The 25,459-nt window shown below is 70.5% G+C and carries 23 protein-coding genes; 2 read left to right on the forward strand and 21 right to left on the reverse strand.

The features are described 5' to 3' along the window. The 7 genes from DBV35_RS25735 to DBV35_RS25765 form a co-directional block, all read right to left on the reverse strand. Positions 1-414: a TfoX/Sxy family protein gene (locus DBV35_RS25735; protein ID WP_108663239.1), complete on the reverse strand. Its 414-nt coding sequence runs from the start codon at positions 412-414 to the stop codon at positions 1-3. Then, positions 411-1,268, reverse strand: a complete 858-nt coding sequence (locus DBV35_RS25740) for an isocitrate lyase/PEP mutase family protein (protein ID WP_157961985.1) — start codon at positions 1,266-1,268, stop codon at positions 411-413. The genes DBV35_RS25735 and DBV35_RS25740 overlap by 4 nt, the downstream gene beginning before the upstream one ends. A 97-nt stretch (positions 1,269-1,365) precedes the next feature. Continuing rightward, positions 1,366-2,199, reverse strand: coding sequence for an alpha/beta hydrolase (locus DBV35_RS25745; RefSeq protein ID WP_108663241.1), 834 nt, complete (start codon positions 2,197-2,199; stop codon positions 1,366-1,368). A 7-nt stretch (positions 2,200-2,206) separates the two neighbouring features. Beyond that, positions 2,207-3,826, reverse strand: coding sequence for an indolepyruvate oxidoreductase subunit beta family protein (locus tag DBV35_RS25750; protein WP_108663476.1), 1,620 nt, complete (start codon positions 3,824-3,826; stop codon positions 2,207-2,209). A gap of 10 nt (positions 3,827-3,836) precedes the next feature. Next, positions 3,837-5,984, reverse strand: a complete 2,148-nt coding sequence (locus tag DBV35_RS25755; RefSeq protein WP_108663242.1) for a thiamine pyrophosphate-dependent enzyme — start codon at positions 5,982-5,984, stop codon at positions 3,837-3,839. Positions 5,985-6,129: 145 nt separating this feature from the next. After that, a complete protein-coding gene (locus tag DBV35_RS25760) occupies positions 6,130-6,621 on the reverse strand; it encodes a MarR family winged helix-turn-helix transcriptional regulator (protein ID WP_108663243.1) in 492 nt (163 codons plus the stop codon). 8 nt (positions 6,622-6,629) lie between these two features. After that, entirely contained in the window at positions 6,630-7,409 is a 780-nt protein-coding gene (locus tag DBV35_RS25765) for a cyclase family protein (RefSeq protein WP_108663244.1), read from the reverse strand. Positions 7,410-7,608: 199 nt separating this feature from the next. On the opposite strand from DBV35_RS25765, the gene DBV35_RS25770 reads away from it, so the two are divergent. Then, positions 7,609-7,935 carry an NINE protein gene (locus DBV35_RS25770; RefSeq protein ID WP_108663245.1) on the forward strand — a complete coding sequence of 109 codons (327 nt, stop codon included), beginning with the start codon at positions 7,609-7,611 and terminating at the stop codon, positions 7,933-7,935. 196 nt (positions 7,936-8,131) lie between these two features. On the opposite strand, the gene DBV35_RS25775 is transcribed toward DBV35_RS25770, so the two are convergent. From DBV35_RS25775 to DBV35_RS25820, 10 genes are all read right to left on the reverse strand, one after another. Further along, positions 8,132-8,596, reverse strand: coding sequence for a GNAT family N-acetyltransferase (locus DBV35_RS25775; RefSeq protein WP_108663246.1), 465 nt, complete (start codon positions 8,594-8,596; stop codon positions 8,132-8,134). Then, positions 8,593-9,627, reverse strand: coding sequence for a Zn-ribbon domain-containing OB-fold protein (locus DBV35_RS25780; protein WP_157961986.1), 1,035 nt, complete (start codon positions 9,625-9,627; stop codon positions 8,593-8,595). Before DBV35_RS25780 ends, DBV35_RS25775 begins: the two co-directional genes overlap by 4 nt. Beyond that, on the reverse strand, positions 9,624-10,811 hold the full coding sequence (locus tag DBV35_RS25785; RefSeq protein WP_108663248.1) for a thiolase family protein: 1,188 nt from the start codon (positions 10,809-10,811) through the stop codon (positions 9,624-9,626). Before DBV35_RS25785 ends, DBV35_RS25780 begins: the two co-directional genes overlap by 4 nt. Positions 10,812-10,848: 37 nt before the next feature. Continuing rightward, positions 10,849-11,805: a flavin reductase gene (locus tag DBV35_RS30750; protein WP_108663249.1), complete on the reverse strand. Its 957-nt coding sequence runs from the start codon at positions 11,803-11,805 to the stop codon at positions 10,849-10,851. A gap of 252 nt (positions 11,806-12,057) precedes the next feature. Beyond that, on the reverse strand, positions 12,058-14,187 hold the full coding sequence (locus tag DBV35_RS25795; protein WP_108663250.1) for a putative bifunctional diguanylate cyclase/phosphodiesterase: 2,130 nt from the start codon (positions 14,185-14,187) through the stop codon (positions 12,058-12,060). Between the two features lie 95 nt (positions 14,188-14,282). Next, the gene (locus tag DBV35_RS25800) at positions 14,283-15,119 is read right to left on the reverse strand and encodes an SDR family NAD(P)-dependent oxidoreductase (RefSeq protein WP_108663251.1); all 837 of its coding nucleotides are present in this window, start codon (positions 15,117-15,119) and stop codon (positions 14,283-14,285) included. A 705-nt stretch (positions 15,120-15,824) separates the two neighbouring features. Next, positions 15,825-17,204, reverse strand: a complete 1,380-nt coding sequence (locus DBV35_RS25805) for a class II 3-deoxy-7-phosphoheptulonate synthase (protein WP_108663252.1) — start codon at positions 17,202-17,204, stop codon at positions 15,825-15,827. Between the two features lie 5 nt (positions 17,205-17,209). Further along, positions 17,210-17,683, reverse strand: a complete 474-nt coding sequence (locus DBV35_RS25810) for a gamma-glutamylcyclotransferase (RefSeq protein WP_157961987.1) — start codon at positions 17,681-17,683, stop codon at positions 17,210-17,212. 131 nt (positions 17,684-17,814) lie between these two features. Next, positions 17,815-19,197 carry a glutathione-disulfide reductase gene (gor, locus tag DBV35_RS25815; RefSeq protein WP_108663254.1) on the reverse strand — a complete coding sequence of 461 codons (1,383 nt, stop codon included), beginning with the start codon at positions 19,195-19,197 and terminating at the stop codon, positions 17,815-17,817. A gap of 216 nt (positions 19,198-19,413) precedes the next feature. Next, positions 19,414-19,941 carry a DUF2059 domain-containing protein gene (locus tag DBV35_RS25820; RefSeq protein WP_157961988.1) on the reverse strand — a complete coding sequence of 176 codons (528 nt, stop codon included), beginning with the start codon at positions 19,939-19,941 and terminating at the stop codon, positions 19,414-19,416. 137 nt (positions 19,942-20,078) lie between these two features. Between DBV35_RS25820 and DBV35_RS25825 the strand changes: the two genes are divergently transcribed. After that, a complete protein-coding gene (locus tag DBV35_RS25825; protein WP_281262247.1) occupies positions 20,079-20,771 on the forward strand; it encodes an HAD hydrolase-like protein in 693 nt (230 codons plus the stop codon). A gap of 7 nt (positions 20,772-20,778) precedes the next feature. On the opposite strand, the gene DBV35_RS25830 is transcribed toward DBV35_RS25825, so the two are convergent. Genes DBV35_RS25830 through DBV35_RS25845 form a run of 4 tightly spaced genes read right to left on the reverse strand, consistent with a single transcriptional unit; the run spans position 20,779 to position 25,405 of the window. Beyond that, a complete protein-coding gene (locus DBV35_RS25830; RefSeq protein WP_108663256.1) occupies positions 20,779-23,412 on the reverse strand; it encodes a sensor histidine kinase in 2,634 nt (877 codons plus the stop codon). Beyond that, the gene (locus DBV35_RS25835) at positions 23,412-23,648 is read right to left on the reverse strand and encodes a hypothetical protein (protein ID WP_108663257.1); all 237 of its coding nucleotides are present in this window, start codon (positions 23,646-23,648) and stop codon (positions 23,412-23,414) included. The genes DBV35_RS25830 and DBV35_RS25835 overlap by 1 nt, the downstream gene beginning before the upstream one ends. After that, positions 23,645-24,001 carry a response regulator transcription factor gene (locus DBV35_RS25840; protein ID WP_108663258.1) on the reverse strand — a complete coding sequence of 119 codons (357 nt, stop codon included), beginning with the start codon at positions 23,999-24,001 and terminating at the stop codon, positions 23,645-23,647. The genes DBV35_RS25835 and DBV35_RS25840 overlap by 4 nt, the downstream gene beginning before the upstream one ends. 3 nt (positions 24,002-24,004) lie before the next feature. Next, the gene (locus DBV35_RS25845; RefSeq protein WP_108663259.1) at positions 24,005-25,405 is read right to left on the reverse strand and encodes a helix-turn-helix domain-containing protein; all 1,401 of its coding nucleotides are present in this window, start codon (positions 25,403-25,405) and stop codon (positions 24,005-24,007) included. Positions 25,406-25,459: the final 54 nt, after the last annotated feature.

The raw sequence follows: 25,459 nt of genomic DNA on the forward strand, positions 1-25,459 counted from the left end.
TCAAGTCTCCTTCTTCGCGCGGCGCCTGGCTCCAGCTGGCTTCGGAGCCCCGGCCGGCTTCGCGGCACCGGTTGCCTTGCGGGCGCGTGGCGCTTTCTTCTCGGCCGCGCGCTCAGAGGCGGCGAGCGCGCGCCCGGTGAAGGCGGCGCGCGTCGCCTCGTCCTCGAACGCGTCGTCCGGCAGGCGCCAGTAGCTCGTCACGACGGTGCGGGTGCCGCTCGTGTAGGAGAAGGGCACCGAGCCCGCCGCCTCGAACGCGGCGACGGATTCGCCGTCGGTCTTCAGATAGAGTTCGCCATAGGCGACGAGGGCGAACATGCGCCCCTCGTGGAAGACGCCCATGCCGCCGAACATCCGGCGCAGCGTGACCGGCACCATCGGGGCGAAGAGGTCCTCGACATCGGCTTCGGTCATGACGCGTGCGAGGGGGTGAAGGCGGCGTTCATCGAGGCCGAATCGACGGCGCCGTCGAGGCGGATTTCGCCGTCTTTCAGCGCGCGCGCCGCGCCGAGGAAGGCGCCGAGCGCGACCTTGATGAGGTTGGAGCCGAGCGAGATGCGGGTGACGCCGAGCGCCTCCAACCGGGCGAGATCGTTGCTGACCCCGCCGAGCCCGGCGATCACGTTGACGGGCACCTTCACCGCGTCGACGATGGCGGCGACATCCTCCTCCCGCGTCATCCCCGGCGCGTAGACGACGTGTGCGCCCGCCGCCTCGTAGGCCTTCAGCCGCTCCACCGCGACCGCGTTCTTGCCCGGCATGTCGGTGAAATAGACCTCGGTGCGGCCGGTGAGGACGAAGTCGCTGCCGGAGCGCTCGATCGTCTCGCGCGCCGCCTCGAGCCGGCGGCAGGCCATCGAGAGGTCGTAGAGTGGATCGGGCCGGTTTACGGCGAGATCCTCGATCGAGCAGCCCGCGACACCGGCGTCGATGGAGGCGAGGATCGTGTCGCCGATCTCGGCCGGGGTCTCGCCATAGCCGGACTCGAAGTCGCCGTTCACGGGAAGGCCCGTCGCCTGCGCGATCTCCACCGCGTGGGCGATCGCGCGCTTGCGCGTGATGCCGCCATCGCGCCGGGCGAGCGTCCAGGCGAGCCCCGCCGAGGACGTCGCGATCGCCGAGAAGCCGAGATTGGCGAGGAGCTTCGCGGTCCCGGCGTCCCACGGGTTCGGCATCACGAAGAAGCCGGAATGGAGCGCGCGGAAACGCGTCGACGCGTCCGGGACGGAGACCATGGGTTCGAGCGGTTCGGGATGCATTCCGGGCATGGGGGCTCTCCGATCTGGCGTCGCCTGAACCTCACTCATACCGGGATGGAGACGGTCCCGCATCCGGGAACATTTCGCTCCCGGTCGAAGTCTCGCATCAGCCGAGGAGCGCGGCGGTGAGCGCGGAGCGCGGATCGCGGAGATCCTCGATCACGTCGAAATGGTGCCGGTCCGGCGCTTCCACGTGGCGGACCGAGCGGGCGAGGCCTTCCCAGATGAGCGCGAGGAGGCGCGTCTGGCGGCGAAGCTGCGGCCGCTCGCCGTCACCGACCCAGGCGACGATGTCGATGTCGGCCGGGTCGAGCAGCGCCGGGCTCTCCCGCCGCGCCTCGGCAAGGTCGAGATGCAGCGTCTCGTTCATCCGCGTCGCCAGCAGCGGGCGGAGATCGTGGAGGCCGGAGATCGACACGACGCGCGCGATCCGTGCGGCGATTTCGGCCGGCAGCGGGGCGTCGCGGCAGGCCATGCGCGCGGCGAGGTGGCCGCCGGCGGAGTGGCCGGCGATGACGATGGGGCCCGCGACGGTGTCCGCCGCGTGCGCGATCGCGGCGCCGACCGAGGCGACGATGCCGCCGATCCGGACCTGCGGGCAGAGCGGATAGCTCGGCAGCATCACCGCCCAGCGATTTTCGAGCGCGCCTTGGGCGAGATGCGACCAGTCCGACTTGTCGAAGGCCATCCAGTAGCCGCCGTGGATGAAGACGGCGAGGCCGTGCGGCTCTCCCGCCGGCAGGAAGAGGTCGTAGCGCTCGCGCGGGTCGGGGCCGTAGGCGACGTCGATGCGGCCGTGATGGGCCTCGCGGAAGCGCGCCGCCGTCTCGGCCCAGTGGCGCGTGAACGCCGCCGCGCCGGGGATGTAGGCGCTGTTCTCGTAGGCGCGGTCGATGGCGTGCTCGGGCGCGTGCTGGGTCTCTGGCGCGTCCTCGCTCATCGCCGGCTCACGCGGCGGGCGACGCGGGCGCGTCGAGGGTGGAGACCGTCTTCAGCGCGCCGTCGAGCTGCGTCCCGGCCTCGTCGAGGAGCGCCGCCTCGCGCAGCCGACGCAGCCAGTCCGCCCCGTCCGCCCGCCCTTCCAGGACCGGGAGGGCCGAGAGGACGCGGTCGAATTTCGAGGCGCCCCGGTCGTGCGTGTCGCTGTAGCCCTTGATGAGGCGGCGGCACTTCAAGACCTCGACGGCGAGGTCGTAGTCCGTCACGGCGAGGCGGTTGGCGGTGCCGAGCCACTCCTCGAGGTGGGCAAGCTCGACCTGGTGGCGCAGGAGGCGGCGGCGCATCGGCCGCATCGCGGAGACAACATAGAGCGGGAGGAAGCCGCGCAGCCGGTCGGTCCGCACGCGGCGGCCGCGATTGACGATCGTGTCGAGGAGATTGAAGGCCCAGCGCCGCTTCTCGATCGCCGAGCCGAGCCAGGCCGGCAGCGTGCCGCACACCTCCTCGGCGCGCGGGTGCATGTACTCGGTGAGGGCGAGGAGCTGCGTCTCGCCGACGCCGACCTCCTTCTTCACCCGCGCCATGCGCGAGGCGCGGACCTTGATGTCGGCGACGCGGATCACATCGTCATAGGCCATCGCGTTGGCGATCGCCTTCGCCGCGGCGGTGGTGAGCGCCGCGCCCTCGCGGCCGGACGCCCGGTCCAGCGCGGCGACGGTCTCGACGCGGGCGAGGTACTCCTCGCCATAGACGACGTCCTGGAAGTCGACGACCTTTTGAAGGCCCCGACGCGCCATCTCGCGCGCGCCCTCCGGCAGCGCGTCGGCGCGGACGAGAAGGCCGGCATAGGCCGCGCGCAGCGTCTCCGGGCCGGTGAGGCCCTCCGGCACCGGCACGTCGGCCGGGGCGTGGCCGGCCGTGAGGGGCGCCTCGGCGGGCCCCTCCCCCGGCGCGGCCATGTCGGCGGCGGGCGCGGGGCCGGCGCGCACGGCATCGTGGCCGGCGGCGAAGGCGGCAAGGCTCGCCTTCACGCCCTTGCCGGACCGGCGGATCGTCTCCTCGAACGCCGCGCGGGGGAAGGGCAGCGCCTCCGATCCCGCGAGGGCGCCGAAGAGGCTCGCCGAGATCACCGAGCCGTTCGCGACGGCGAGGCGGTCGAGATCGGCCGAGAGAAAGCGGAGCGAGGCCTGAGCGGCGGCCTCCAGCACAGGCTCGGCGTCGAGGATGCCCCGCCCCGGCGCGGCCTTCTCCGACACCGCATAGGCGCGGTGGCTGGAGGCGATCAGCGTCGTGCGCCCCGGCGTCACGAGCCCGCGCTGGATCGCGCGGCCCGCCTCCATCAGCTCTGCCGCGAGCACGATGTCGACATCGCCGGGCGAGGGCATCAGCGATAGGATCGGCGTCGCGCCGGTCTCCGGCACCATCTCCACATAGTAGACGGTCGCCCCGGTGCGCTGGGCGACGCCCGGCACGGAGGTCGCCTGCGCGTAGTAGCCGTTCTCCTCGGCGAGATCGATGAGCCAGTCGGTGACGACACCGCCGCCCTGCCCGCCGACGGCGAGAATGGCGAGCTTGATCACCCCGCTCGTCTGGTCCCCACCCCGCCGCGGCTCGACGTGAACGTTCATCCCGCCCTCCTCAGCGCGCGAAGACGAGGCGGCGCGCGTCGCGCCGGCGCTGGAGCCAGCCAATCACCCGGCCGCGCCAGCGCGCAAGGCGCGTCTCGAGGCCACGCGGATTGTGGACGATGTCGGCCTGATAGAAGGAGGGGCACAGGACCGCCGCCTCCGCGACCTCGCCGCAATTGCCGCACCCGACGCAGGAGGAATCGATCGCGGCGACCGGGTCGTCCCGCAGCGGATCGTCGAGCGTCTTCACCGACAGGGACGGGCAGCCCGAGAGGCGGATGCAGGCGTGGTCGCCGGTGCACACGTCCTCGTCGACCCCGAAGCGCGGCTTCACCGTGCGCTTGCCGTCCTTGATCGCGGCGGCCACCAGCGGCTTCTCCCGCCGCTGCCGGTTCAACATGCACTCGGACGAGGCGACGATGACCTTCGGCCCCGTCTCGGTCGTCGTCAGCGCCTCGGTCAGCGTGTCGCGCATCTTGCCGACATCGTAGGTGCGGTCGATCTGGCGCACCCATTTGACGCCGACGCCGCGCACCGCCTCGGTGATCGGGTGCTTGGTGGAGCGGCTCTTGTTCGTCGCGCGGGAGGAAAGGATGTCCTGCCCGCCGGTCGCCGCGGAATAATAGTTGTCGACGACGAGGATCACCCCGTCCTGCTGGTTGAACACGGCGTTGCCGACGCTGGTGGCGAGCCCGTTGTGCCAGAAGCCGCCGTCGCCCATCACCGAGATCGGCCGCTTCTTGGCCTTCACGTTGAAGGCGGAGGCGGAGGCGGGACCGAGCCCATACCCCATCGTCGTCGCGCCGAGATTGAAGGGGGGCATCGAGGAGAAGAGGTGGCAGCCGATGTCGGCCGCGATGTGGTGCATGCCGAGATCCTGCTCGACCATCTTCATCGCGGCGAAGATCGGCCGCTCGGGGCAGCCGGTGCAGAAGCCGGGCGGGCGCATCGGCACCTTGCCGTTGAGGTCCGGCAGCTCGGCGCGCGCGTCGGGCGCGTTGGGGGCGCGCTCCTGGTCGGGCAGAAGCTCCGGCGCGTAGGCGCGCAGGAAGTCGGTGAAGCCCTGCAGCATGACCGTGCCGGTATATTCACCGGCCATCGGGAGCATGCCCTTGCCCTCGAGCTTCACCGTCCCGCCGGCCTTGTAGAGCATCGCGCCGACGGCCTGCTCGATATGCTCGGGCTGGCCCTCCTCCACGATGAGGACGGCATCTTTGCCGGCGCAGAAGGCGACGATCTCGTCGTCGATCAGCGGATAGGTGACGTTGAGGCAGTGGATCGGCACGTCCGAGCGGCCATAGAGGTCGGCGAGGCCGAGCCGCTGGAGGGCGCGCACGACGCCGTTGAACATGCCGCCCTGGCAGATGATGCCGACCTTGCCGTCGGCCGGGCCGAAATGCTCGTTCAGCTTGCGCGTCTTGATGAACTCGACCGCCTTCGGCCAGCGCGCCTTCACCTTCTCGTGCTCGTGCATGAAGGAGGCGGGCGGGAGCACGATGCGCGCGGTGTCGCGCTGCGGGTTCTCGAGCGCCTCGGCCATCGTCATCTTCGGGCGCTGGTTGTCCTTGGCGATGAAGCGGCCGTGGACATGGCAGGAGCGGATCCGCACCTCCAGCATCACGGGCGTGTTGGTCGCCTCGGAGAGGTCGAACCCGTCCTCCACCGCCTTCACGATGGATTCGAGGTTGGGGCGCGGGTCGAGGAGCCAGACCTGGCTCTTCATCGCGAAGGAATGGCTGCGCTCCTGCATGATGGAGGAGCCTTCGCCATAATCCTCGCCGACGATGATGAGCGCCCCGCCCTTCACCCCGCCCGAGGCGAGGTTCGCGAGCGCGTCGGAGGCGACATTGGTGCCGACGGTCGACTTCCAGGCAACCGCCCCGCGCACCGGATAATGGACCGAGGCGGCAAGCGTCGCGCAGGCGGCCGCCTCGCTCGCCGAGGCCTCGAGGTGGACGCCGAGATCGGACATGATCTCCTCGGCGTCGGCGAGCACGTCCATCAGGTGGCTGATCGGCGCGCCCTGATAGCCGCCGACATAGCTGACGCCGCATTGGAGGAGCGCCTTGGTGATGGCGAGAATGCCCTCACCGCGGAACTCCTGCCCCGCGCCGATCTTGAGCTGCTCGACTTCCTTCGCAAAGGACCGCTCGGCCATGGCTCGCCCTCCCCTTCGAGGTTCGATCTATTCAAATGCATAGATCAGGCCAGCGTGCAACGGATCGATGCCGCACCACTCTACGCCCCTTCCCGCCCGTCCGCCGCTGCCGATTGGCGCGCGCGAACCGGCCGGGCGCTGCCGCTCAGAACGGGTTCTTGCGGATGTTGCGCAGGATGATGTGGAGGCTCGCAAGGAAGGCCGCCCGGTCGGCAGCCGAGAGGCCGGAGAGCATCCGCGCCTCGGCCTCCATCATGGTCGGCTTCACGTCCTCGAAGGCGGCGAGGCCGTCCGCCGTCAGCGCCACTTCGCGCACGCGCGCATCCCCCTCGCGCGGGGTGCGGGCGACGAGGCCGGCGGCCTCGAGCGCGTCGAGGGTCCGGCTCATCGTCGACTGCTCCATCACCGCATAGATCGCGAGTTCGTTGACGGTGATGTTCGGGTGGATCGAGAGCACGGCGAGCGCGCGCATCTGCGGCGTCGTGATGCCGCGCGCCTTCAGCGTCTCGGCAAGGTCCGCATTGTAGCGGGCCGAGATGCGGTTGATGAGGTACGGCGCGAAGGATTCAAGGTCGAGCGGGGTGGCGACCGGCGCCGCCTCCGCCGCGAGCGCCGCCTCCTCGCCGCCTCGGCTCATCGCGCGCGTCAGCCTTCGACGAGCGCGATCGCGCGGATCGGGCTGCCCGTGCCGTGGACGATCTTCAACGGCGTCGCGACGACGATCGCCCCCTTCGGCGGGAGCTGGTCGAGATTGGCGAGGCTCGCGAGGCCGTAGCGGCCGTTCTTGTGGAGGAGATTGTGCGCTGGGAAGGGCGGGTTCATGCCGCCAGCCTGGCCGGCATCGGTGCCGATACACTCCGTCCCCCACCCGATCGCGCCCCGCTCCACGACGAGTTCGATGCAGTCGACCGAGGGGCCCGGCGAATGGGGGCCGGTGGCGTCGGCGTTGAGGAAGGCGGCCTCGGACCCGTTGCGCTTCGACCAGTCGGTGCGCATCAGCACCCAGGAGCCGGGCTCGATCGCGCCGTGCGCTGCCTCCCACGCGCGGATCGCGTCGGCGGTGAGGAGATAATCGGGATCGGCCGCGACCTCGGCCGAGCAGTCGATGACCGCGGCGGGGGCGACGAGGCGGCCGACGGGGAGCGTGTCGGTGGTGTTCTGAGGCAGATCCTTGCCGGTGATCCAGTGGGCGGGCGCATCGAAGTGCGTGCCCGAATGCTCGCCGAGCTTCAGCCAGTTCCAGGCCCAGAAGGGGCCGTTCGCGTCATACTCGGAGATCTTGTGGATCTCGATCTTGGGGGTGTCCACCGCGAACTCGGGCGGGAGCTTCAGGAGCGGCGTGTCCGGCCCCAGCGGCGCCGACAGATCCACCACGCGAACGCCGCCCGACGCGAGCCCCGCGGCCAATTGCGACAATGCCGACATGCGAAATCCTCCCAAGGGTGCGAAAGCCTAGTGGGAGTTTCGATGCAAATGCAAATGTCTTGAACGGCGGCGCGGCCTGGCGGCGCGGCATGGCCGCGCGCGGCTGGACAGGGGCCGGGGCCGTCTCTACCTCACCCCATAGGCGGCGGGGCCCGGCCGGCACCTCGGCGCACCGCCCCCGCCCTCCATGGAGCCCGCGATGACCGTCGAAACGTCCGTCCGCCACACGCTCGAGCAGAAATTCTGCTACCGCTGCGGGACGTCGATCGCCCTCGACGCGACCGCCTGCCCGGTCTGCGGCGCGCCGCAGGCGCCGGTCTATCCGCGCAAGAACAAGGTGATCGCGGCCGTCCTCGCCTTCCTCTTCGGCTCGTTCGGCGCGCACCGCTTCTATCTCGGCCAGATCGGCTGGGGGATCCTCTACCTCATCTTCTTCTGGACGGTGATCCCCGGCATCGTCGCGATCATCGAAGGGATCCTCTATCTCGCGATGTCGGAAGAGGCGTTCGCGCGCAAATATGGCTGACCCGGCACCGCCGCGGGGCCCCGGTCCATCATGCGGCGAGGCTGGCCCTCTGGGCGGGAGCCATCAAGGGCTGCGCCCTCCTCCACTAACGTTCCGGCCCTTCGGGTGACGGCTCCCACCCAGAGGGCCGTCCGAGGCGCATGACGGCTCCGGAGGAATGACAGGGCCCGACTCTCCAAAGGAATGAGGGGGCGCCTCACCCCCCCGTGAGGTCGAGCTTCATGCCGAGATGGGTGCCCTTGAAGCCGAGGCGCTCATAGAAGGCGTGGGCGCGAGTGCGGCTCTTGTCGGAGGTGAGCTGGACCATCGCGGCACCGCCCTCGCGCGCCATCGCGACGAGATGGGCAACGAGTTCCGCCCCGATCCCGCCGCCCCGCGCGCTGGAGGCGACGCGCACCCCCTCGATCAGCGCCCGGACCGCACCCTGCCGGCTGAGGCCGTGGAGGAAGGTGAGCTGAGCGCAGGCGACGACCTCCCCGTCCTGTTCGGCGAGGATCAGGTGGTCGTGCGGATTGGCGCGGATCGCTTCCAGCCCGGCGAAATAGCGGGGGTCGGGCGGGTCGGACACCGTCTCGCGCGCGGCGCCGAGCATGTCGTCGGCGAGCATCGCGACGATGGCGGCGACATCGCGCGGCTCGGCCTCTCGGAAAGTGATGGTCATGGGGGTCCCTGTTCCTCGGTGCCGAAGGTGGCGTCGCGCACCCGCTCGAAGCCGAGCGGGTCGGCGCTCCATCCGGCGAGCGCGGCCTCGGCGCGTGGGCCGAGCGCAGCGTATTCGCGGGTCGCCCCGCAAAGCTCCGGGATCGACATGGCGAGCGCCTCGGCCTCCGCGCTGTCGTCGTAGAGGAGGGTGACGACGCGCACCCCGTGGGGGCGGAGGCGCTGGCGCGCCGAGGCGACGAGGCTGAAGGCCGCCGCGGCCGCCGCCGCGCCGCCGCCATCGCCCGGCAGCGGGGCGAGCGCGCCGTCGGGGATCGCGGCGATCAGCGTCACCGGGGCGTGCCCGGCTTTCTTCAGGAGCCCCGCAGAGGCGGCGCGCAGGTGATCGGCCATCCGCTCGGTCGCAAGGAGGAGGTCGCCGAAGCGCGCGTCGCGGGCACCGACCTCGATCGGCTCGAAGGCGCGCAGGAGGACGAGCGCCCCGTCGACGGGCGTGCCGATCCCGTCCTGCTCGAAGACCGTGCAGCCGATCCCTTCCAGGATCGTCGCGATCTGTGCGTCGGTGCCGTAGAGCGCCACGGATTTCGGTGTCATCGCCAGCCCCAGACTTTCCCGCACTTCCGCCGCGCTCGGCTGCCCCGAGCCGCGCGGCGCGGCGACGAGGACGGCGCGGCCCGAGCGATCGAGCTCGGCGCGCACCGCGACCCGGTCGCCGTAGGTCACATTGACATGGGTGAAGGCGATCACCTCACCCCCGAAATCGAGATGGACGGTCGCGATCGGCACCGGGAGGCGCATCGCGTGGGCGCGCGGGAGATCGTGGAGGAGGGTCACGGCCTGCACGCGCCCGTCCGCGCCGATCTCCGTCCAGGCCGGCCGGTCGAGCGCGTGGCAGCGTCCGCACACCGGACGCGGCGGCCAGGCGATCTCGCCGCAATGGTCGCAGAGCGGCAGGCGGAGCGGGCCGCCGCGGATGGCGACGCGGTCGAGCGCGTCCATCAGCGGGCCGCGCGCCGGCGCATGCGCCGTCATGGCGCCGCCTCCGCGCCGCGTCCGGCGAGGATCGCCGCGCACGCCGCAAGGCCCCGATCATAGGGGAGCACGCCGAAGGCGGAGACGAGGCCGACCGAGGCGCCCGGCACCTGCCAGGAGACGGGCGCGCTCTCGTCGCCCTCCGCGGCGGTGCCGGTCACCTGGCGCAGCGCCTCGACGAGGCCATAATGGCCCGCCGCCGCGCCCGGCTCCCCGCCCGCGAGGAGGCCGCCCGCGGTGTTGTGCGGGAAGGAGCCGGTCCGCGTCAGGCCGTGCTCGCGCACGAAGGCGGGACCGTCACCCTTGGCGCAGAAGCCGAGATCCTCGAACTGGATCATCGACAGGATCGGGCAGGCATCGTGGGTCTCGACGACGTCGACCGCGCCCGGCCGCAGGCCCGCCATCGACCACAACTCGCCGATCTCGCGCGCCCAGCCGCCCCGCGTCTGCACGAGGTCGCCGCGATAGGCGCCGTGCCGCTCGATCGTGGCGAGGATGCGGGCGTAGGGGAGCCCGCCCGCGACGGCGTCGATCTCGCGCATGAGGAGGCAGCCGGCCGCGCCTGCGACGGGCTGCGGCCGGTCGTGCGTGACGAGCGGGTCGGCGAGCATTGGGGCGTCTTCATAGTCCGCTTCGGTGAGCGGGGTCGCGCCGAGGAGCGCGTGCGGCACGCCGGCGGCGTTCTCGCGCGCCGCGAGGCAGATCTTGGCGCAATCGGCCCGCGTCGCGCCGAAGCGGCGCATGTAGTTCTGCGTCAAAAGCGCGAGTGGGACGAGCGCGCCCGGACCGCCATAGGGGGCGAGCGCGTCGAGCGTGAAATCGGGCAGCGCCGCCGGCCCCTCCCCCCGATCGGCGGCGATGATCGCCACGGTGTCGATGTCACCGGCCGCGACCATGCGGGCCGCGCGGCGCACGGCGGCGATGGCGCTCGCCCCGCCGAGCATCGGCTGGTCGAGATAGCGGCAGGAGAGGCCGAGCTGGTCGGCGACGGTGGCGACGGTCTCCCCGCCGAGCGAATGGCTCGCAAGGCTCAGCCCGTCGAGGAGCGCGTGGCGCAGGCCCGCCGCGCGCAGCACTCCGGCGAGCGCCGCGGCGGCGAGCGAGACGGTCGAGCCCTCCGCGTGACGGCGGCGCGCCAACGTGAAGGGGGCCGCGAGGACCACGCCATCATAGGGCGCTCTCACAAGAGCCCGCGCCTCGTCGTCGGCGCGGCTGCGGTGCTCACTGGTCCGCCTCGTGATGGAGGACGAGCTTGCGCAGGAGAACGCGCAGCATCTCCACCTCGGTCGCGTCGAGGCCGCTGGTGCTGTCGCGCTCGCGGCGGGCGGCGTGGCGCAGGAGGTCGGCGAGCTTCGCCTCGCCCGTCGCGGTGATCGCGAGCGCGTCGCCGCCGGCCGGCCGCACATAGGCCTGCGCGATCAGCGCCTGGCACGCCTCGTCGAACCGCGTCTCGGACAGCATCGTCTTGGTGAGAAGCTCGCCCTCATCGACGGGGCCGTGCGAGGAGAGGATCGACAGGATGCGCATCTGGCCGCCGTCCGAATCTTCGGCGACGAGCGTCTCGGCGAAGGCCTTGAAGAGGTGGTTGTAGGCGCGGAAGAGGAGCGGGACGAGGAAATCGTCGTACGGGTGGCGCGCATCGCTCACCTCCTCCACCGGCACGCCGCCGGTGCCCGGATGCGGCGCGATCGCCCCGTAGCGCCCCTCGGCGAAGACGAGGCCGCGCCGCTCGTAGCGCACGAAGCGCTCCACCCGGCCGACGATGATGAGATGGTCGCCACCATCGAAGACGGTGTGGCGGCGGCATTCGAAGTGGGCCGCGGGATCCGGCAGCAGCGGCACGCCGCCGAGGCCCGGCTCCCAGGCGACCTCGCCGAACTTGTCGGCGCCGGGGCGGGCGAAGCGGTTGGAGAGCTCCACCTGGTCCTGGGCGAGGACCGAGAAGGCGAAGCGGTCCGCCTCGGAGAAGGCGGCGAAGCTGCGCGCCCGCCGGTCGAGCGACCACAGGACGAGCGGCGGGTCGAGGGAGACGGAGGCGAAGGAGTTCGCCGTCATCCCGTTCGGCACACCGTCCGGGCCGAGGCAGGTGACGATCGTCACCCCGGTCGCGAACTGGCCGAGGGCGCGGCGCATCTCGCGCGTGTCGATCAGGATTTCGGGCGGGACCGAATCGTTCATCGCGAAGGCGGCACGGCGTGAGGGCGGGTGCGCGGGGAGGAACCGGACGCACGCCCTGGCGGCACTCTACGGGGATTGCGCCGCGATTGCGGGATCGCACGGCGCGCCGACGAAGCTGACATACTCCTCCTCCTATACAGCGAGGATAGAGCACAATTCCAGAGCGACGACCAAGGCGGCGATCACCGGAGAAGATTGTCTAAAAACAGGATTCTCCATTCGCCTGCGTGCGGCCGGCCGGCGCGCACGGGGTCAGGCGACGGAGGACTCCGGGAGCTCGGCCGCGAGGCGTTCGTGGAGGGCGTCGAAGGAGAGCGCAGGGGCGTACAAAAATCCTTGAGCGAGGTGCGCGCCGAGGCTGCGGATGCGGTGGGCCTGGGCGTCCGTCTCGATCCCTTCGATGACGAGGCGCAGGCCCAACGTGCGGGCGAGATCGATGATCCCGTGCAGCACCTTCTGGCGCGAAATGTCCTCCTCCAGCCCCTCGATGAAGCGGCGGGCGACCTTCACCTCCGCGATCGGCAGCGTCGCGATCTGCACGAGGGAGGCGTAGCCGCTGCCGAAATCGCCGAGCGAGACGCGGAGCCCCGCGTCCGCGGCGGCGCGGATCGCCTCGGTGATGGTGCCGGACCGGTCCTCCAGGAAGACGGCTTCGGCGATCTCGATGGTGAGGGGGCCCTCGATGCCGCCGCGGTTCGCGAGTTCGATCATGCGCGGCAGGACGGAGCCGCCATTCAGCTCCGTCAGCGAGGCGTTCAGCGAGAGGGAGAGGCGGCGCGAGAGCATCCGGTTGAGGGCGCCGATCTCGCTCGCCGCGCGGTCGGCCATCGCGTCGCCGATTTCGTTGGCGAGCTGCGGGTCGTCGAAGGCGGGGGCGAAGGTCTCCGCCGCGCGGACCCCCTCCTCCGTGACCCAGCGGGCGAGCGCCTCGACGCCGACGACCCGGCCCGTCGCGACATCCACCTGCGGCTGGTAGTGGGGCACGATCCTGCCGCGCGTCAGCGCCTCGCGCACCCCGGCGAGGAGGCGCGAGCGCTCCTCCACCATGGTGCCGAAGCCCGGCTCGTAGAGCGCCAGCGAGGGGGCGCGGATCGCCTTCATCCGGTAGAGGGCGATGTCGGCGGCGGCGATCAGCTCCGTCTCGTTGAGGCCGTGATCGGGGGCGAGTGCGGCCCCGGCGCTCATCGTGACGCGCATCGTGCGCTCGCCCCAGGTGAGGTGGACCTCGAGCGCGGATTTGAGGCGCGCGAGAATGAGGGGCAGGTCCTCGCGGCTGCGCACATCGTCGAGGAGGATCGAGAACTCGTCGCCGCCGGTGCGGGCGACGGTGTCGTGCGCGCGCGTCCCCTCGTCGAGGTGCTTGGCGACGAGGCGCAGGAGCTCGTCGCCCGCGCTGTGGCCAAACGTGTCGTTCACGATCTTGAAATCGTCGACATCGACGAGGACGAGGCAGACGAGCGTCTTCGAGCGCTTGCGCCGCTCCAGCGCCTTGTGGAACCGGTCGGCGAAGAGGGCGCGGTTCGGCAGGCCCGTGAGGTTGTCGTGGTTCGCGGTCCACCAGAGGCGCTCGTTCGCCTCCTGCTGGGCCGTCACGTCCTGGTAGATGCCGAGGAAGCGGTCGCGCCCATCGGCGGCGCGCTGCAGGTCGGCGATGACGCGGACCGTGCGCTTCGTGCCGGCGGCGGTGACGAGGGGGAGCGTCACGTCGCACGAGGCGCCGGTGAGGCGCAGCTCCTGGAAGGCGTCGCGCAGGCGGGTGCGGCCGGGCTCGGGATAGTAGGCCATCACCTCGTTGATGAGGGGCGGCAGGCCACCGGCGGGGATTTCGTGGATGCGGAAGACCTCACCCGACCAGAATTGCTCCTGCGTCGTGATGTCGGCCTCCCACACGCCGACTTTCGCCGAGCGCTCCACATGGTCGAACATCGTGATGTAGCGCCTGAGGTCGGAGCGGTAGCGCTGGATCAGCGCGTTTTCGGCGATGAGGCGGCTGCCGTGCGCGGCGAAGCGCTGGACGCGCCGCGGCGCGATGCCGGGCAGGATCGGGAAGACCATGCACAGGATCTGCCGCGCGGCGCACACCATCGCGATGTTGACGACGCGGCTGAAGGGCGGCGCGAAGGGGAGCGGCGTGCCGGAGAGCGGGGCGAGGCGTCCGGCGAGGGCCACCGGATCCGTGGCGGCGGCGCTTGCCGCGAGCTGGACGACGTGCGGCGTGATCTTGGCGGCCGATTCGCTGCATCCGATCAGCGTCGGACAGGGGTGGAGGTCGACGATCGCGACCGCCCCCGCGTCGAGCACCAGCTCCGCCATGTCCGCGAACCGGTCGAACGGCTGGTCGCGGGAGAGCTTGTTCAGCGCGGCATTGAAATAGTTCAGCATCGACGCCGAGGCCCCGTTCCCCGCGATGGAACGGTGACACTAGGAGCGCTCGCCCGCCCGAGGCTTGCGGCGCACGGGCGGGAGCGGGGACCGTCTCAGTAGGAGTCGCGGCGCGCGCCGGGCGGACGGCGCACCGCCGCCGCGCTCTGGGCGATCGACACGCCCATCCCCGCCGAGATGTAGCCGCCGTCGACATAGAGGGTCTGGCCGGTGATGTAGTTCGCTTCCGGCGAGGCGAGGAAGGCGACCGCGTGGGCGACCTCGTCCTCCGCGCCGAAGCGGCCGAGGGGGATGGTGCGCACATAGTCGGCCCGCGTCTCGGCGGTGTGGACCTCGCGCGACAGCGGCGTCTCCACCGGGCCGGGCGCCACCGTGTTCGCGGTGATGCCGTAGGGGCCGAGCTCCAGCGACATCTGCCCCATGAGGTGGATGAGCGCCGCCTTCGAGGTGCCGTAGGCGGTGCGCCCGTAGCCGGCGCGGGCACCGGAGATCGAGGAGATCGCGATCAGCCGGCCGGCGGACCCCGCCTCCACCATGTCGCGCGCGGCGCGCTGGAAGAGCACGAAGGCGGCGCCGACATGGACGGCGAACGCGCGGTCGAGCGCGCCGCGATCGGTGTCGAGGAAGGGGGCGAGCGGGACGATGCCGGCCGCGTGCACGACGGTGCCGACCGGCCCCAGCGTGTGCGCGATCTGCGCGTAGGCGCGGCGCAGGGCCTCGTCGTCCGTCACGTCGCAGGCGACGCCGATCGCGTCGGGCAGCTGGGCCGCGCGCTCCTGCGCATCCGCGCCGAGATCGATGATGCCGACCCGGTTGCCGGCGGCGGCGAGCCGCTCGCAGATCGCGAAGCCGAGCGCCCCGGCCCCGCCGGTGACGATCGCGGTGCGCGGCAGCGGCGCGGGCTCGTAGCTCGAGGATCCGTTGCCGATCATGCGGGACGGCCCGTCAGATCGGGCGCGACGCGGACGGGCGCGGAAAGGTGGGTGGCGGACGGGGGAGCGGGGGCACGGACGACGATGAGCACATTCCTTTGGCGCCGGCGCGTCGCAAGCCACGAGACCGCACCGGACGGGCGACCGCGCCGCAAGGACATCCCCGCCGAACGGCCGGGGCGGCGCGAACAAGAGCGCCCATTATAGTGCGGTGCGGCAAGAGAGCCAGAAGAAAGGCGGCGAAAGATTCCGGCGGAAGTGAAGAGGCGGCATGGTCCCGAAAGACCACGCCGCCAGGGGTAATGCCTCGCCAATTATAATTATCGTGTCAAATGCCCGGCCGCTGCAGAACCAAGGCATTGCCGCGAGGCAAACTCAAGTCATATTGCGATGCACAACACGAGATCTTGCCCCATGCTGCCGATCGCATCGACACTTCGCTCAGAAGCTGGACGAGGTTCGGGATAGACTGTCGATCCCCGTCCGCTGATCACGGAAACGTCATGCCAGTGTTTCGGCGGTACGTCCAGTGAATAACACCAACATTTGTTATATGCGCAGAGCTTTAGACATACCGCCCCGCGAAGCCTCTGCGATTTTGGCGAACCGCGGCGCCGGCGCATTGACACATGTCATACGCCCCGCACATCGCGACGCCCCAACGCAAACGCGGCCCCGGAGGGCCGCGCTGTTCGTCCGATCGGTTCACGCCGCGACGCGGGCGCTCCGGTCTTTCTTCTCCGCCTGGAGATTTTCCGCCATCAGGAAAGCAAGCTCGATCGCCTGCTCGGCATTGAGGCGCGGGTCGCAGTGCGTGTGGTAGCGGTCCGACAGCGTGTCGGCCGTCACCGGGCGCGCGCCGCCCGTGCACTCGGTCACGTTGGTGCCGGTCATCTCGATATGGATGCCGCCGGCGTGCGTGCCCTCCGCGCGATGGACCGCGAAGAAGGCCTGCACCTCCTTCATGATCCGGTCGAACGGACGCGTCTTGTAGCCGGCGACCGACACGGTGTTGCCGTGCATCGGGTCGCACGACCAGACGACCTTGCGCCCTTCCTTCTCCACCGCGCGGATGAGGGCCGGCAGGTGGTCCATCACCTTGTCGGCGCCGAAGCGGCAGATGAGCGTCATCCGGCCCGCCTCGTTCTGCGGGTTCAGGATGTCGATCAGCTCCAGGAGGCCGTCCGGCGAGAGGGACGGGCCGCACTTGAGGCCGAGCGGGTTCTTCACGCCGCGGGCATATTCCACGTGCGCATGGTCGGGCTGGCGAGTGCGGTCGCCGATCCAGATCATGTGGCCGGACGTGTCGTAGTAATCGCCCGTCAGCGAATCGACGCGCGTGAAGGCCTGCTCGTAGCCGAGCAGAAGCGCCTCGTGGCTCGTGTAGAGGTCCGTCGACTGGAGCTGCGGCGTGTTCTTCGACTCGATGCCGCAGGCGCGCATGAAATCGAGGGTCTCGGAAATCCGGTTGGCCAAGCTACGGTATCGATGACCCTGCGGCGAGTCCTCCACAAATCCCAACATCCAGGTGTGGACGTTGTCGAGATTGGCGTAGCCGCCCTGGGCGAAGGCGCGCAGCAGGTTCAGCGTGGCGGCGGACTGGCGGAACGCCATCTCCATCCGCTCCGGATTGGGCGTGCGGCCCTCGGGCGTGAACGCGATGTCGTTCACGATGTCGCCACGGTAGGACGGCAGCTCGACGCCATCCTGCGTCTCGACGGACGAGGAGCGGGGCTTCGCGAACTGGCCCGCGATGCGGCCGACCTTGGTCACCGGCGAGGCGGCGCCGAAGGTCAGGACGACGGCCATCTGCAGGAAGACGCGGAAGAAGTCGCGAATCCCGTCGGGGTGATGTTCGGCAAACGCTTCGGCGCAATCGCCGCCCTGGAGCAGAAAACCATTGCCCTCCCCCACGCGGGCGAGTTCCGCCTTCAGCGCACGGGCTTCACCGGCAAAGACCAGCGGCGGATAAGACGCAAGACGCGTCTCGACTGCACGCACGGCATCCTCGTCCGGATACTCGGGCAATTGTTTGGCTGGCTTTGCGCGCCAGCTGGAGGGGCTCCAGTTCTTCGCGTTCGTCATGACACTCACCAACTTGTTCGCGGCGGACCGCCGTCATCTGCCGGTAAGAGCCTCGCGTCAACACTTGTTAGCATCCGATCGACCAAATTTCGCTCATCGGTGCTCAACTGTTGCGCACGAGGATAGCGGGGCCTGGCCCGATCGTCGACGATCGGAACATGCCAGCCCTCGGTCGTCGCCATGAAGCGATCGACCCCGTCGGTGCCGAATTCGCGCAGGAAACCCTGCAGAATGACGTCAATATACGTCAGAGTGATCGGATTGTCTTCGTCGCCAAAATGGTCGGACCCGGCGGACGCCTTGAAGATCAGGAGCGGTCCGTCGTGCGGCCGGTCGTCGTGAAAGGACGCGCTTTCGAGCGGCAGCGCGTCATAGCGATATTCGCGCGCCTCGATCGCGGGCCAGAGGCGGTCGTCGAAGGTGACGACGAGCCCCTCGATCTCGCACCCCGGATCCTCGACGACGGAGACGGCGCACACGCCGCCCTTCGGCGTGCGGCTCGACGCGCGCCAGGCCCGCCGCCAGCCCTTCAGGCAGGCGCGGCGGGTTTCGATGGTCTCGGGCAGCGTGCCGCGATTGACGAGGGAGCCGTAGCCGAAAACGGAGAAACTCAAGCGGCCTCGCGACGAAGCTGATGGGTGGGTGAACGCATGGTGACGAGCTCTTCGGCAGCGGTCGGATGGACCGCAACGGTCGCATCGAAGTCCGCCTTTGTCGCGCCCATCTTCACGGCAATGCCGAGCACCTGGATGAGCTCGCCCGCCCCGTGCCCCATCAGGTGGACGCCGAGGACGCGGTCGGTCTCGGCATCGACGAGCACCTTCATGAACATGCGCTCGTCGCGCCCGGAGAGGGTGTGCAGCGTGGGGCGGAACGAGGTCGAGTAGACGTCGACCTGGTCGTAGACCTCCAGCGCCTCTTCCTGGGTGAGCCCCACGGTGCCGAGCTCGGGCTGGGAGAAGACCGCCGTCGGCACCAGCGTGTGGTCGACCTTCACCGGGCGGTTGCCGAACACGGTGTCGGCAAAGGCGTGCCCCTCCCGGATCGCGACCGGGGTGAGGTTGATGCGGTCCGTCACGTCGCCGACGGCGTAGATGGACGGGACGGACGTGCGCCCTTCGTGGTCGACGATCACGGCGCCGCGCTCGTTCATCGCGACGCCGGCCGCGTCGAGGCCGAGCCCCTCGGTCGCCGGCCAGCGGCCGGTCGCAAAGAGGATCGCGTCCGCCTCCAGCGTTTCGCCGCTGCGCATCGTCGCGAGGAGGCCCGCCTCCGTCTTCTCGATTTTCGTGAAGATGTCGTTGAAGACGAACTGGACGCCCTTCTTCTCCATCTCCTTGCGCAGGCTCGCGCGCAGCTCATTGTCGAAGCCGCGCAGGATCTCCCCGCCGCGATAGACGAGCGTCGTCTCGCTGCCGAGGCCGTTGAAGATCCCGGCGAACTCCACCGCGATATAGCCGCCGCCCGCCACGATCACGCGGCGCGGCTGCTCCTTCAGATAGAACACCTCGTTGGAGGTGATGACGTGCTCGATCCCCGGCAGCTCGGTGTCGAGCCAGGGCGTCCCGCCGGTCGCGATCAGGATCACGCGGGCGGTCACAGTCCGCTCCTCCATCGCGATGCGCACGGTGTGCGGTCCCTCGACCTGCGCGCGGCTCATGATGAGGTCGACGCCCGAATTGGTGAGGTTGCGGATGTAGATCGCGTTCAGCCGGTCGATCTCGTGGTCCTTGTTGGCGATGAGGGTGCGCCAGTCGAAGGTCGCCTCGGGCACCGTCCAGCCGAAGCCGGCCGCGTCCTCGAAATGCTCGGAGAATTGGGAGGCGTAGACCATCAGCTTCTTCGGCACGCAGCCGCGGATGACGCAGGTCCCGCCGACGCGGTGCTCCTCCGCGATCGCCACCTTCGCGCCGTTCTGCGCCGCGATCCGCGCGGCGCGCACGCCGCCCGACCCCGCGCCGATGACGAACAGGTCGTAGTCGAATTCAGTCAACTCTCCGCTCCCCCTGGCCTCGGCGCGGCGCACGCGCCCCACCAACGACATGAGCCGGAGGGATGGGTTCCCCCCGGCTGGGCTGTCGCAATCGTCCACCGCGCGACCGGCGCGGCGGGCATGGATTCGCGGCGTCTCCGGCGCCGGGCCGATGGCCGGGCGCCTGCCGCGCGCGTCAGTCCGCTCCGCCCATATGGGGGCGGGGCGGGCGCGGTGTCAGAGAAGGCCGGCCTCGCGAAGCTTGGCGCGCGTCTCCTCGACCATCGCCGCGGAGAGCTGCTGCTCCCACTGGCGGGCCGCACCGATCGAGAGCGCCGTGATCACCGGCGTCTCCTCGGCGAATTTGGTGCCGACGGGCGAGCCGAAAAAGGCCTTCAGCTCGTTCAGCTCGGCTTCGGTGAAGCGGCGCGCCCAGATGAGCTGCATCGTCTTCGACAATTCGACGCGGCGCTGCGCGAACGAGATCGCGACTTCCATCACGGTCTCCTCGATCTCGCGCGTCAGCGCGGGGTTCGAGCGGATGAAGACCGCGCGGGTCTGGTCGGCGAGGCGGGGGAGGATGTCGTCGAAGCCCTGGTCGGACTTGGTCAGGTCGATGACGTCCTGCGCGGCCGCGAGGTGGGATTCGGTGAAGCTGTCGTCCGCCGGAGTCGCCTGCAGGTCGGGCGCGGCATTCTGGGCGGAGGCGGGTCCGGCCATCGCGAGGCCGGCGGCAAGCGCGGCGATCAGAAGGGTCGTACGCATCGGGGCATCCCTAACAAGCAGCATTGCATCGTCGGCTTGAAGCAATTCGCGGCACAACATGCAAGGTCTGCCAGTTGGCCGCCCCCCGTCCGGTGCGCTATCCCCTCCCCGTCAGAGACAAAGCACGGTGGACGATTGTGACGAGACTGGCGGTATTCGACCTCGACGGAACCCTTGTGGACACGGCGCCCGACCTCGTCGACACCTGCAACACCGTGCTCGCGCGGCGCGGCGTGCCGGAAGTCGCGCCGGAAACGCTGCGCCGGCACATCGGCATGGGCGCGCGGGCGATGATCGAGGCCTCGCTGAGGCTGAACGCGATCACCCTGGCGCCGGCGGAGATCGACACGATCTTCCACGATTATATCGAGCACTATGCGAGCCGGATCGACAAGCTGAGCCGCCCCTTTCCGGAGCTTCTGACCGCGCTCGACACGCTGGATGCGGCGGGCGTCGGGCTCGCCGTGTGCACCAACAAGCGCGAGGGGCTCGCGCGCCAACTCCTCACCGCGCTCGGCCTGTTGGATCGATTCGTCGCGGTCACGGGCGGCGACACCTTCCCCGTCTGCAAGCCGAACGCCGAGCACCTCCTGCGCACCATCGAGCTTGCCGGCGGCACGCGCGAGCGCACAGTCTACGTCGGCGACAGCCGGATCGACCGGGAGACGGCGACGAATGCGCGCGTCCCGATCGTCGGCCTCACCTACGGCTATTCGGACGTGCCGATGACGGACCTCGCACCCGAGCGCCTTCTCGGCCCCGGCGAGGATGTCGGCGCCGCGATCCTCGCCCTCTTCCCCGAGGATGCGGGGCTCCAGGCCGCCCAGTAGCGGCCCGTCAGGCGGCGGAACGGTCGAGCGGCAAGAGTGCCGCGAACACCGAACCGTCGCGCCCGGTGTGCTCGAGCTTCAGGTCGCCCCCGAGGCGCACCATGATCTGGCGCGAGATGGCGAGGCCGAGACCCGCCCCGGAGCGGCTGTTGCCGCCGCTCCAGGTGCCGCCGAATTTCGTGAAGAGGCGGGGCCGCAGCGATTCGGCGACGCCGCCCCCATGGTCGCGCACGCGCAGCACCGCGTGCCCCTCCTCCGCGCCCGCCGTGATCCGCACGTGCGGCACCGAGCCGTGGAATTTCACCGCGTTGGAGATGAGGTTCACGAGCACCTGCTTCAGCCGGTCGGCGTCCGCGTGCACCCAGACCGGGCCCGGCGCGTCGATGCGCAATTCCACCCGGTTGCGCTCGGCGAACCCCTCCATCGCCGCGGCCGACTGGCGGGCGATCTCGGCCGCATCGATTCGCCGCGTGTCGATCGGCGCGATGCCCGCCTCGAGGCGCGAGAGGTCCAGGATGTCGTCGAGAAGGCGCGTCAGCCGCTCCGATTCGGTGAAGATGATCTCGATGAAGCGCGCGGCGCGATCCGCGTCGTCCGGCCCGTCGCGCAGCAATTCGGCGAAGGCGCGGATCGCGGTCAGCGGCGTGCGCATCTCGTGGCTGACGCGGCTCAGGAAATCGTCCTTCTCCAGCAGAAGCTCGGTGAGCGTCGCGTTCGCCGTGCGAAGCTCGGAGGCGGTGCGCTCCAGCTCCACCGAGCGCACGCCGAGCTGTCGCGCCGCCTCGATCGCATCCTGCGTCTCGCGCAATAGCGAGATGGCGGCGTCGACGCTGATCGGCTCCCCGGTCGCGACGCGCGTCACCATCGTGTGCGCCGAGGCCGCGCCGAGGGCGTAGCCGATCTCCCGCTCCACATGGGCGAGGAAGGCGCTGTCCACCAATTCGTTGCCGCCGCCATCGCCCGCGAACATCGCGTGCGCGCGCTCCGGGCCGAGGATGCGCTGGGTGAGGCGGAAGAGATCGCGCCGGTTGACCGAGCGGCGCAGCGTCGGCTCCGGTCCGCCGCGGTGGAGCGCGTCGACGAAGAGCGTCGCCTGGAGCTGGTCGATCGCCGCCCCGCGCGTCAGCAGTGAGCCGAGGACGTAGAGCACGGTGTTCAGCGTCAGCGACAGGAGGACGCCGAAGACCAGCGGGTCCACCGCCTCCGGCCCGGCCGCCATGCGCGGCGGCAGCACGGTCGTGCGCAGCACCGCCGCGACCCCTTCCGCGAAGCCGAAGCTCGGCAGGAGGAGCGTCACGACCCAAACCGCCGCCCCGGCGAGGAGGCCAATCGTGGCGCCGATCCGGTTGGCGTTGCGCCAGAAAAGGCCGCCGAAGAGGGCCGGCGCGAACTGCGCGACCCCCGCGAAGGCGATGAGGCCGATCGAGGCGAGCCCGTTCTCCGCCCCGCTCGCGCGGCTGTAGAGATAAGCGAGCGCCAGGATCAGCACGATCGCGACGCGCCTTGTGAAGAGGACGGCGGCGGTGAGGCCCGTCGCATCGCGCGAGGGCCGCTCGGCGAGTTCCGGCGCGACGAGGTGGTTCGAGATCATCACCGCGAGCGCGAGGGAGGCGACGATCACCATCGAGGTCGCCGCCGAGAGGCCGCCGATGAAGGCGACGACCGCGAGCGCATGCGCCCCTTCGGCGAGCGGCACGGTGAGGACGAAGAGGTCGGGCTCGTTGCCGGGCGGCAGGTGGGTGAGGCCCGCCACCGCGATCGGCAGCACCCCGAGGGTGATGAGGAAGAGATAGAGGGGGAAGAGCCAGGCGGCGACGCCGAGATGGGATTCATCCCGGTTCTCGATCACCGTCACCTGGAACTGGCGCGGCAGGCAGATGATCGCGATCGCGGAGAGCGTCGTCAGCACGACCCAGCGCACGCCGCGCTCGTCCGGCATGGTGCCGACCGCATGGAGCGCCTCGCGCCAGTCGGCGAAGGCGCCGCCCTCGGCCGGGCCGCCGCGCACCAGGAGGAAGGCGAAGACGCTGATCGCGAGGAGCGCGCCGAGCTTCACCACCGATTCGAAGGCGATCGCGGCGACGATGCCGGGCTGGCTCTCGTCCGCGTTGAGGCGGCGCGTGCCGAAGAGGCAGACGAAGAAGATCATCGCGACGGCCACCCAGAAGCCGGTGTCGGCCGTCGCCTCCCCCTCCCCCACCAGCGCGGTGAAGGAGCGCGTGATCGCGAGGAGCTGGAGGGCGATATAGGGGGTGATGGAGGCGATCGCGATCAGCGTGACGATCACCGCCACGGGCCGGCTCTTGCCGTAGCGGGCGGAGAGGAAGTCGGCGATCGAGGTGATGCGCTGCGCCTTCGCGACCCGCACGAGCTTCGGCAGGAAGAGCCACCAGGCCATCAGAACGAGCGTCGGGCCGATATAGATCGTCACGAACTCGAGGCCGGAGCGGACCGCCGTGCCGACCGCGCCGAAGAAGGTCCACGAGGTGCAATAGACCGCGAGCGAGAGGGTGTAGACGACCGGCGTGAAGAGCGCGTTCACCCGCCCCGCCGCCGCGAGACGGTCGGTCACGAAGGCGATGACGAAGAGGAGCGCGAGATACGCCCCGCCCACCGCCAGCACGAGCGGCGAGGTCAGCATCAGTCGCGCATCCGCCGGTTGACGGCGCGGGTGAGGACGATCCCCAGAAGCCAGGCGGCGAAGACGTAGACGACGAGGGTCGGGATCCCGAAGAAGGACCAGTCGCGCTGGGCAAGCGCCAGGGCGGGCGGGGTGAAGAGGAGAGGCCCGGCGAGCGCCACGATCGCGCGCGCGTCGCTGCGCTCCGGCGACGGCTCTGGCGGGGCCTTCTTCGGAGGCGCCTCGGGCCGGTTCACGGCGCGGCGATGAGGGCGCGCACCGTCTCCATCAGCGCCCGGTTCGAGAAGGGCTTGGTCACGAAGGCGTCGACGCCGAGCGCCTCCATCCGCTCCCGGTCCGCCGTCTGCCCCTTCGCGGTGAGGACGCACGTCTTCGGCCGGACCGCCATCCCCTGCAGCGCCTCCGCGACCTCGAAGCCGGAGCGGCCGGGGAGCATGATGTCGAGGACGATGAGGTCGTAGTCGCCGAGCGCGCCAATCGCCTCGCCACCGTCCGGGATGACCTTCGCGGCGAACCCCTCGCGCTCCAGGAGGAAGACCAGCGCCTCGGCGATGTGCGGTTCGTCTTCGACGACGAGGACACGCGTCATGTCTCAGTCCTCCCGTCCGCCATGGGCCCGCTGGCCGCATCCGACACGCTTGCACGACAGGCACTCATAGCCCGCGCGGGTGACGAGGCTGTCCCGCCCCGCAGCGAAGGCGTCGCCATAGACGATCGCGTCGGCGTGGCTCGCCTCCACGCCGAGCATGACGGCGAAGCGCGTCGGCGGCTGCGCCTGGCGCCGCGGCGTCTTCTCCAGCGCACGGGCGAGGAAGAGGAATTGCTCGCCTTCGAGGTCGGCCATCTGGGACAGGGTGCGGCCGGGCTGCGAGAAAGCCTCGTAGATCACCCACAGCGGGCACGCCCCGAAGAGCGGCAGGCGCAGCTCCGGCGTCGACAGACGCTTGGAGACGGTGCCGGCCGGGTCGACGCGCAGGAAGGCGAACGGCACCCCCTCCGCCCCCGGCCGCCGCAGCGTCGCGAGGCGGTGGGCGACCTGCTCGAAGCTCGCCCCGAAGAGGCTCGTCAGCTCGTCGATATCGTAGCGCGTCGCGACGGCGGCGGCGTGGAAGGTGGCGTAGGGCATCATCAGCGCCCCGGCCGCGTAGCGGGCGAGCGCGCCGCGCGCGCGCCGTATTGCCCCCTCGGTGCGGAACTGATGGCGGTCGAGCTCGCCCTCGATGACGGCGTCGAGGTGGATCGCGATCACCGCGCGCGCCGCCTCGAAGCGCGCGCTCGGCGGGCCCTCGGGGAGCGCCGGGGCCGGGATCGCCTCCACCGCGGCCTCCACGGCGTCGAAATAATTGTTGCGGTCCTGGAGGTAGGCGTCGACCTCGCGCACGTCCGCCCCGGCGGCGTCGACGGCCGTTCCGGTCTGCAGCGCCTTGATCATCTCGCGCGCCACATCGGTGAGGCGCGCGCTCTCGGAGGCGAGCGTGTTGGTGAAGCGCCGGCGGTGGGCGTCCTCCATCGTGTCGAAATCGGACAGGATCTCGGCCGCGGCGCGGATCGAGGTGATGCGGCTCAGGATGTCGTGGGCGAAGGAGATCCATTGCGGGTCGCGCGCGAAGCGGTCCGCGAGACGGTAGGCGCGCGCCTCGGCCGTCAGCGCCCGTGCGTGGAGTTCCAGCACCACGCGCGCCCAGTCCGGCGAATAGGCGACGAGGCCGGCCGCGTTGTCGGGCGGGCCGTCCGCGAACGTGCGCGAGACCTCGGCGAGGTCGGCCGCGAGTCGGTCGTCGCTGACGGCGGTGAAGGCGTCGGGCGGGACGCCGAGCCGCTCGGCGATGCGGTTGAGGAGGCGGCCGCCGATCTGCCGCTTGTCGCTCTCGATGAGGGAGAGATAGGCCGGCGAGACACCCACGGAGGAGGCAAGGTCACGCTGGGTGACGCCCGCGGTCCGCCGCTGCGTGCGAATCCGGTCGCCGATCGGGACGCGTTGCGCCGTCGTCATTCCGACCTCGTCGTTTCCTCAGCGGCTTGTTGTTTGGCAGGAATGAGGCGCCGC

The organism is Acuticoccus kandeliae (assembly GCF_003073115.1).